This is a genomic window from Methylobacterium sp. CCH5-D2 (assembly GCF_001556475.1).
Taxonomy (GTDB): Bacteria; Pseudomonadota; Alphaproteobacteria; order Rhizobiales; family Beijerinckiaceae; genus Methylobacterium; species Methylobacterium hispanicum.
Map to the genome: position 1 here is coordinate 1 of NZ_LSIX01000318.1, position 8,505 is coordinate 8,505.

8 protein-coding genes are annotated in these 8,505 nt (G+C 71.1%); 3 read left to right on the forward strand and 5 right to left on the reverse strand.

What is annotated here, in order from left to right; translation table 11 throughout:
• The 3 genes from AX737_RS08315 to AX737_RS08325 form a co-directional block, all read right to left on the reverse strand.
• Positions 1–594 (reverse strand): PfkB family carbohydrate kinase (locus tag AX737_RS08315; RefSeq protein ID WP_245293413.1); only part of this gene is annotated, 594 nt, incomplete at its 3' end.
• Between the two features lie 161 nt (positions 595–755).
• Positions 756–1,100, reverse strand: a complete 345-nt coding sequence (locus AX737_RS08320; protein ID WP_238179518.1) for a hypothetical protein — start codon at positions 1,098–1,100, stop codon at positions 756–758.
• Between the two features lie 119 nt (positions 1,101–1,219).
• Complete coding sequence (locus AX737_RS08325) at positions 1,220–1,954, reverse strand: hypothetical protein (protein ID WP_066920526.1); 735 nt, start codon at positions 1,952–1,954, stop codon at positions 1,220–1,222.
• Positions 1,955–2,005: 51 nt separating this feature from the next.
• Here AX737_RS08325 and AX737_RS31945 point away from each other — a divergent pair, with 51 nt between their 5' ends.
• The 3 genes from AX737_RS31945 to cueR all read left to right on the forward strand — a co-directional run bounded on the left by AX737_RS31945 (position 2,006) and on the right by cueR (position 6,017).
• On the forward strand, positions 2,006–2,353 hold the full coding sequence (locus AX737_RS31945) for a helix-turn-helix transcriptional regulator (RefSeq protein WP_082772950.1): 348 nt from the start codon (positions 2,006–2,008) through the stop codon (positions 2,351–2,353).
• A 686-nt stretch (positions 2,354–3,039) separates the two neighbouring features.
• Positions 3,040–5,571 carry a heavy metal translocating P-type ATPase gene (locus tag AX737_RS08330; RefSeq protein ID WP_066920528.1) on the forward strand — a complete coding sequence of 844 codons (2,532 nt, stop codon included), beginning with the start codon at positions 3,040–3,042 and terminating at the stop codon, positions 5,569–5,571.
• A complete protein-coding gene (gene cueR, locus AX737_RS08335) occupies positions 5,568–6,017 on the forward strand; it encodes a Cu(I)-responsive transcriptional regulator (RefSeq protein ID WP_066920529.1) in 450 nt (149 codons plus the stop codon). The genes AX737_RS08330 and cueR overlap by 4 nt, the downstream gene beginning before the upstream one ends.
• Positions 6,018–6,507: 490 nt before the next feature.
• On the opposite strand, the gene AX737_RS08340 is transcribed toward cueR, so the two are convergent.
• Both AX737_RS08340 and dgt read right to left on the reverse strand, forming a co-directional pair.
• Complete coding sequence (locus tag AX737_RS08340; RefSeq protein WP_197430506.1) at positions 6,508–7,224, reverse strand: nucleotidyltransferase domain-containing protein; 717 nt, start codon at positions 7,222–7,224, stop codon at positions 6,508–6,510.
• Positions 7,225–7,267: 43 nt separating this feature from the next.
• Positions 7,268–8,505, reverse strand: a 1,238-nt coding sequence (gene dgt / locus AX737_RS08345; protein ID WP_066920531.1) for a dGTP triphosphohydrolase, incomplete at its 5' end; no start/stop codon positions are given.

Here is an 8,505-nt window from a genome sequence, read left to right on the forward strand (position 1 = left end):
GGGGGGCAGGGGCAGCGCGTGGTAGTCGACGAAGTGTGCGACGCTGCGCGAGGCCAGGTCCGCGGCGTCGACGGCGCCCAGCCCGCGCTCGCCCCAATGGTGCGCGAAGGCCGCGCTGAACACGTCGCCGGACCCGATCTTGAACACGCGCTCGGAGCGGTAGGCCGGGATGTCGGCCGGCACGCCTCCGGCCCGGAACACTCGCGCGCCCTCGCACCCGCGCTTGACCACGACGACCTCGGCGTCGTGCGCGGCGAGCAGCGCGGCGCCCACGTCGTCGCCCGCCGCGCCGGTCGCGGCCTCCGCCTCGCCCTGGTTCAGCACGACGGCGAGGCGCTCGGCCCGGGATCCGTTGGCGCGGAAGGGGCTCGCCGCATGGCCGGTCTGCGGATCGTGGACGGCGCGCCGCGCCGAAACGACGGCGTCGCCTTCCACGAAGCCGAACCGCAGCACCACGTCGCCGGACACGGTGAGGGCAGGTTGCGCAGCGGGCACGGCCGGTTCGAGCAGCGCGGGCGAGAGGGGATGGAAGTAGGAGAACGAGATCCTCTCGTCGATCGGTTGGACGGTCGCGCCCACGCCGAACGCGTGCATCGAGCTTCGGACGTCCGAGACCCACCCCCGGTGGGCATAGGTATGGAGTTCGGTCCCGGGCGACAGCCGGCCGACCGATGCGGCGGCCCGCCCTCCGGAGCCGAAGAGGCGCCTCCAGCGCGGGACGGCACAGACTTCCAGGTAGCAGCCGCCGGCGACGATCAACGCGCCACCCGCTCGACCAGGACGCGACAGCGGGTGCGGTCGACCTCGATGACCCGGGCCTCGTACCGATGCCCGGCCCGCAGGCAGCCGAGGAGTTGGTCCAAGCCCTCCATGCCCGCGAGCGAGCCGACGATGTCGGCCGCGGGCCGCGTGCGGCACACGGCCGTCTCGAAGGGATCCTCCCGGTGCAGGGTCACGTCCAGGACGTCCCGCTCGCGGACCGTCGCCACCGCAGGGGTCCGCACGCCCGTCAGGTCGGTGTCGTAGCGCAGGTTGCAAGGGTCCGCGCCCCCGCCGAGCCCTTCGCCGCCGCCCTGGCCCTCCTGCCCCCGGGGCGACACCGGTGACGGCGTACCTGGCCCCAGACGCGGGCCCCTGCGTGTGCTGGACTTGCTACCGCCTGACATCGCGATCCCTGGACGCAAACCTAGACGATAGTGGCCTCTTTCGCCGGCCGCCGTCAAACGGGACCCCGGCCGATATTCCTCATCGCCCGCCACATCACCGCGTCGAGCAGGGACGGCCTGGCGCCGAGCGCCCCGCAGAACTCCAGGAAGCGCCGCTCCAGCGCCTCGTAGTCGCGCGGTACCCGCATCGAGCGGTCGAAGAGGCCGATCAGGAGACCGGCCCGGATGATGTGAATATCCAGGATCGCGACTTCGTCGCTGCCCAGCCAGTTGCGGGTGATCCAGGATGCGGTCTTCGGCCCGATGCCCGGGATCCGCATGAGGTGGCGGCGGAACGCCAGGGCGTCGTCGGTCGGGGGCGGCTCATCCTCGATCATCCCCAACGCGACCGCGAGCCGTCGGGCCCGCTGGTGCGGGAAGCGGTAGCGGACCGGGCGGCCGCCGAGCAGGACCGGCTGCAGCAGCAGAGCTTCGATATCCGCCTCGGCCGGGCGGCGTCCCGGCACGAACACGCCGGCCTCCACCAACCGGTCGTGAACGGCATGGTTGACCTCAGCCGTGATGCCGTAGCCGCCGAGCAGGCAGAACCCGACCTCCTCCTGCAGGGAGCCGTCGCGGTTGACGAACCCGTCGGACTGCTCGCTGGCGCGGCTGACCATGTCCGCCCAGAACGCGGCACTCGGCACCCACTCGGGCCGACCCCAGCGGACCCCGGGCACGACCTCGGCATCCGGATCGGGCAGCGTACGCCGTGCAGCCTTCGGGCGGCCTTCCGCTTCGAGCAGCATAGTCGCGATTCCCCTTGACGCCGTCCCCGGATATTCATTTTCATTCAAACCATGAGAGGACGCAAGGCAGGATCCGGCGACGGAGAGCGCGCCGCCATCGCGGCGGCGCTGGAACGAGCCCGCCGAGAGGACGGCCTGAGCCAGGACGCGCTCGCCCGCACGCTGGGCTCCAGCCAAGCCAACATTTCAAAACTCTTGCGCGGTCGACATACCCCCCGCCCGGAGCTGGAGGCAGCGATACGATCCTACCTCGGCGGCCGGCACAAGGGCGCCGCCCTCCCGTCGGAGGCATGGACGCGGCGCCTCCTCGCGGCCTGCGAACGCTCGCAGGCCTTCCGCGACGTCGTCGACGCGGCGCTGCTGCTTGTGAATGAAAATGAATATCCCGACCGAACATGACGGCGACCCGGGGGCCTCCGGCGTTCACGACCGACGACGCTCCCGGGTCGTCCGTCGCGGTCGACGGCCGGGTGCGGGCCGCAGCGCCCGGTCCGCATTCCGGCGGTGAGCACCGACGTGTCAGCCGCCTGAGCGGCTCCGACCACGCGGCAGGATGCACCTGAGCCGCCTCGGGAAAGCGGCACCGGCCCGGCTGCTGAACCGGCTCGGGAGCAGGGGGGGGGGACGCCGCCGTGCCGCCGGCGCAGGCCCCGTTTCGGCGTCGGTCCCTGGCCCGCACCGGCCGATCACGTCCGCACGGACGGCCGCCTGCCGGGCTCGACCGCCGTCCTGCCGGCGACGGAAGAGCGCCGGCCACGAAGATGTGCGGGCATGTTCATCCCCGTCTCGCTTCCGCCAGGTTCCCGCGTTCGACGTCCGCCGCCAGCGCCCTCCGGCTCCGGCCGTGGCGTGCGGGCCGGCCACGCGCGCTGCCTACGCGACGTGCCTCATGCGGCAGCCGCACGCCATCTCCGCGACGGAAGGCGGCAAAGGGACCGGATCTCTTTCGAGGCATGGAGGACGACGCATCCGCGCGCCGCCGGAAGGGCGAAACCCGCCTTCGCGAGATCCCACCCTTGACCTTCCAACGATGGGAAGCCCCATTTCCGGCGGCGTCCGGTTCATGACACCTGAGGAGTTGGCCGATGGAGGCTCAGTCCAGGCCGAGGAAGGCCGCGGGAACGACAATCAGCCTGCCTGTCGAGGGGATGAGCTGCGCGTCCTGCGTCGGCCGTGTCGAGCGGGCCCTAGGCAAGGTCGAGGGCGTCGAGGCCGTCAGCGTCAACCTGGCTACGGAACGCGCAGATATCCGGGCCAGTGGTTCGCTCGATCCTGAGCGATTGGCGCAGGCCGTCGAGGCCGCCGGCTATTCCGTGCCTGCACAAGCCGTCGAGCTCTCCATCGAGGGCATGACCTGCGCATCGTGCGTCGGACGCGTCGAGCGCGCGCTCAAGGCGGTGCCGGGTGTCGCCGAGGCGACGGTGAACCTCGCGACCGAGCGGGCGAGCGTGCGCGGCACGGCCAACCTGCACGCACTCGCCGCCGCCATCTCCGCCGCGGGCTACACCGCGCGTCCGGTCGGCGGGTCCCCCTCCGTCGACGATGAGGCCGCGCGGCGCAGGGAGACCGAGCGTTCGGGCCTCGGGCGCGATCTCTCCATCGCCGCCGTGCTGACGCTGCCCATCTTCGTCCTGGAGATGGGTTCGCACCTCATCCCCGGCATGCACGCGATGGTCGCGCGGACCATCGGCATGCAGCAAAGCTGGTACGTCCAGTTTGCGCTGACGACCTTGGTCCTCGCCGTGCCCGGCATCCGCTTCTACGTGAAGGGCATCCCCGCGCTGGTTCGCCTCGCGCCGGACATGAACTCGCTCGTGGCGGTGGGCACGCTCGCGGCCTACGCCTACTCAGCCGTCGCGACCTTCGCGCCATCCTTGCTGCCCGCGGGGACGGTCAACGTCTACTACGAGGCGGCGGCCGTCATCGTCACCTTGATCCTGCTCGGCCGCTTCCTGGAGGCCCGGGCCAAGGGACGCACCTCCGAGGCGATCACGAGACTGGCCGGCTTGCAGGCGAAGGTCGCCCGGGTCCGGCGCGGCGGCACCTCGGTCGAGATCCCGGTGTCAGACGTCGTGGCCGGCGACATCGTCGAGGTGCGCCCCGGCGAGCGCATCCCCGTGGACGCCGCCGTGACCGACGGGGAGAGCTACGTCGACGAATCGATGATCACCGGCGAGCCGGTCCCGGTGGCGAAGACCCGAGGCAGCACGCTGGTGGGCGGGACCGTCAACAGGCAGGGTGCGCTCACCTGTCGCGCGACGGCGGTCGGCGAGGCGACCGTGCTGTCGCAGATCATCCGCATGGTCGAGGAGGCTCAAGGCTCGAAGCTGCCGATCCAGGCCTTGGTCGACAAGGTGACCATGTGGTTCGTGCCAGCCGTGATGGCGGCGGCGGCGCTGACTTTCGCCGCTTGGATCGTGCTCGGGCCGTCGCCGGCGCTGACCTTCGCGCTCGTCAATGCGGTGGCCGTTCTCATCGTCGCCTGCCCCTGCGCCATGGGCCTCGCCACACCCACCTCGATCATGGTCGGCACCGGTCGGGCCGCCGAGCTGGGCATCCTCTTCCGCAAGGGTGAGGCGCTCCAACTCCTGAGGGATGCCAAGGTCGTCGCGGTCGACAAGACCGGCACGCTGACCGAGGGTCGTCCCGCCCTGACGGATCTGCAGGTGACCGCAGGCTTCGACCGTGCGTACGTACTGGGGCGGATCGCGGCCGTCGAGGACAGGTCCGAGCACCCGATCGCACGGGCCATCGTAGCGGCGGCGCAGGCCGAGGCCATTCCGCTACCCGAGGTCCAGGCCTTCGAAGCCGTCGCCGGATTCGGCGCCAGGGCCGAGGTCGACGGCGAGCGGGTGGAGATCGGCGCCGACCGCTACATGCGTGAGCTCGGGCTGGACGTCGGGGCCTTCGCCGCGGCCGCGGCGCGGATGGGCGACGAGGGCAAATCCCCGCTCTACGCCGCCATCGGCGGGCGCTTGGCCGCGGTCATCGCGGTCGCCGACCCCATGAAGGACACGACCCCAGCCGCGGTCGCCGCGCTGCGCGCCCTCGGGCTCAAGGTCGCGATGATCACGGGCGACAACCGCCGCACGGCGGAGGCCGTCGCGCGGCGGCTCGGCATCGACGAGGTGGTCGCCGAGGTGCCGCCCGCCGGCAAGGTCGAGGCGGTGCGCAGGCTGAAGGCGGAGCACTGCAAGCTGGCCTTCATCGGCGATGGCATCAACGACGCGCCCGCACTCGCGGAAGCGGATGTCGGCTTGGCAGTCGGCACCGGCACCGACGTCGCCATCGAGGCCGCCGACGTGGTGCTGATGTCGGGCAGCCTGGGCGGGGTCGCGACCGGCATCGCGCTGTCGCGCGCGACCATCGCCAACATCCGGCAGAACCTGTTCTGGGCATTCGCCTACAATACGGCCCTGGTCCCGGTGGCAGCGGGGGCGCTATACCCCGCCTGGGGCGTCCTGATGTCGCCGGTCCTCGCCGCGGGCGCGATGGCCCTGTCGAGCGTCTTCGTCCTCGGCAACGCGCTGCGGCTGCGCGGCTTCCGTCCGGAGGAGGCGATACCGCGCGCCGGCCTCCGCCAGGTCGGCGCGCCGGCGATGGGAGGAACTCCATGAACATCGGTCAGGCAGCCAGGGCCTCCGGCGTCTCGGCCAAGATGATCCGCTACTACGAGCAGACCGGCCTGATCCCGCCGGCCGGCCGCAGGGATTCCGGCTACCGGGACTACTCGTCCGAGGACGTGCACATGCTGCGCTTCGTCCGGCGGGCCCGGGACCTTGGCTTCTCCATGGCCGCGATCAACGAGCTCCTCGACCTGTGGCGCGACCGGTCAAGGCGGAGCGCCGACGTCAAGCGGGTCGCGACGGCGCACATGATCGAGCTTCGCGAGAGGATCGCCCACCTGAACCAGATGGTCACCACGCTCCAGACATTGGTTGATTGCTGTTCGGGTGACCACCGGCCGGATTGCCCGATCCTGGCCGACCTGGAGGAGCCCGCCGAGGAACACCCCCGGAAGCGTCCGTCAGGCGCCCTGCAGCGTCCCAACCCACGGCCTTGATCGAGCTGGACCCGGGAGCGTGCCGCCGGGCCCGCGCCCCTTCCCCTCGTCGCGGCGCCGCACCCCGTCGACCGGCCATCTCCAAGGGCATTCCGGTCCGGGAAACGCGCCCGCGCCCCGATGGGGCGTGGTCGGCGCGCGCCCTGGCCACACGGCCATGCTCGCACGCGGTCACCATGCGTTGCCGCCCGCCGCGCGCTGCCGTGGGTTGATTGACGCCCGACCTCGGCCCGGTGGCCAGGGGTGGTGGCGTCCGCCTCGGCGCAAGGTCGGTTCCGTGGACAGGGCCCGGCAACTCGTGAGGCGCCCCGGCCTCGAAGCCGGGATCGCGCGGGCCGGACCAGGACGGTCCGGGGCATTTCGACCGCCTCGGCGCCGGCGGCGCACGATGGGCACGGTCGGGGCGCCTAAACCGGTTCGTCCGGTCCCGCCCGTCCCGGCCGGGTTCCTCTTCACCCGCGACGGTGGCGAGGGCCGCAGGGCCCCATTATCACGGTCGTGCTTGCTCGCTCCGGGCAAGGCCGGTCGGCGCGCCCGCGTGCCGCGCCGGCGGCCGTGGCCCCGTGCCGGAGGATAGCGGGCGCAGGTCTGCCAGGATGCTGGACAGGCGTGATGCGAGGTTCCCGTCGAGGCAACCCGCATGCCCCTTGGCCATCCTGCGGAGATACCTCTCCAGGCCAGGCCCGACGGCCTGCTGATGTTCGAGGAGGATCCGTAACGCGCGGACCACGACCCCGCGCGGGTTCGGGTTCTCTTCCAGGTTGGTGTCGACGACCGCGTCGCGCAGCCAGGCCGTGAAACGCGGCCCGTGGTGAACCTGGCGGGAGCCGCACAGGTAAAGCACGGCGTCGCAGTCGAAGAAGGTGGTGTGCACCAGGTCGGCCAGATGGGCGGCCTGCACGTGGCCGGACCGGACCGCCCAAGTGGAGGGTAGGGCCCACACGTCGTACGTGTGGCGGCGCCCGGCGATGCGGTAGCCGCCGAAGCGGTTCCGAACGGCCGCGCCGTCCCGCATCAGCTCCGCCAAGCGCGCCGGCGGCGCGTGCACGACCAGGTCCACGTCCGACGCGAAGGCCGCAGCCCCGCCCCGGGCGAGGTCCCGGGCCATGCCGCCGAAGATCGCAACCTCGCCCACCTGCCCGAGATGGCCGATCAGATCCGCGATCTCGGGGCCCCCGCGAGCCTCGTCCGCGAGGAAGGCCTGCATTCGCCGGCACAGCTCCGCGCCGTCGCGGACGGGGGAGCCAAGGTCAGCCATGGTGCCGCCTCAGGTCGTCGCGCAGGGACACCGCGAACGTGTCGGTCATACCCGAGATCATGTCGGTGACGAGCTGCAGTTCGCGGTAGCGCAACGGCATCGCGTTCCCGGGCGCCTCGGCGACGCGCCGGTAGTTCTCCGAGATCCGGGAATACACGTAGGCCGGCAACGCCTCGCGGTCGGAGCGCAGGTCGTCCGGATCCTTGCGCCCGACGATGGCCTTCCAGAACATGTCCATGAGCTCGTGGACGGTCCGGTGCCCGTCGAGCTCGACTTCGAGGACGCTGCGGTGGCGGTAGACGTGAAACTTGGCGAAGCGCTTCAACGAGGTCCACAGCACGACCGCCTCGGAGGCCGCCATCAGCTCCCTGTCGAACGCGCCGGCCATGATGGCATCCCGGTTCGCCACGAACGCCCCGACCGCGGCCCGCACCATCTTCCCGATGGCGTCGACGCGGAACATCTGCATCGAGATGTCGTCGAGTTCACCGGGCGACAATCCCGCGTCCCGGAACTCGGCGTGGCTGCGCTCGGCCCGCTCGCAGACGTCGAGCGTCAACTCGTCGTCGCAAGCGTCGTGACGCAGCCAAGCCATCAGCACGTTGAAGTTGATCAGCTTCTTCTTGGCCGCGTCCTCGACGTCCACCACCGAGTACGCGATGTCGTCGCAAGCCTCCATCACAAAGGTCAGGGGATGGCGGACGCCCTGCCGCAAGCCGGTCTCGGCCCAGACCTCGGCGGCGATCTCGGCCTCCGATTGGAAGAAGTTGAACTTCTTTCTTGCCTGGGAGGTCTTGTCGACCGCGTCCGACGGCACGGGGTACTTCATCAGGGCCGCCAGGAAGGCATAGGTCATGTTCAGGCCGAAGTCGTCGTTCAGGATCTGCAATCGCGTCAGCAGCCTGAACGCCTGTGCGTTGCCCTCGAATTTCAGGAAATCACGGCGCATCGGCTCGCTCAGGTCCGGCGCGTCGAAGATGTCGAACGAGGTCGGTTCATCCTTTCGCCGGGCGGAGTGGCGCTTCACCCAGGTCTGGATCGCGGTCTCACCCTGATGTCCGAATGGCGGATTGCCGAGGTCGTGGGCGAGCCCGATGGCCTCAAGGAGGGCGGGCACGTTGCGCAGGGGCTCGACCTCCGCGGGGAACCCCAGCGCCCCGCCGTGCACGAAGGCGAGGGTGGTCCCCATGCTCCGCGCCATGTTCGCCACCTCGTGGCTGTGGGTCAGCC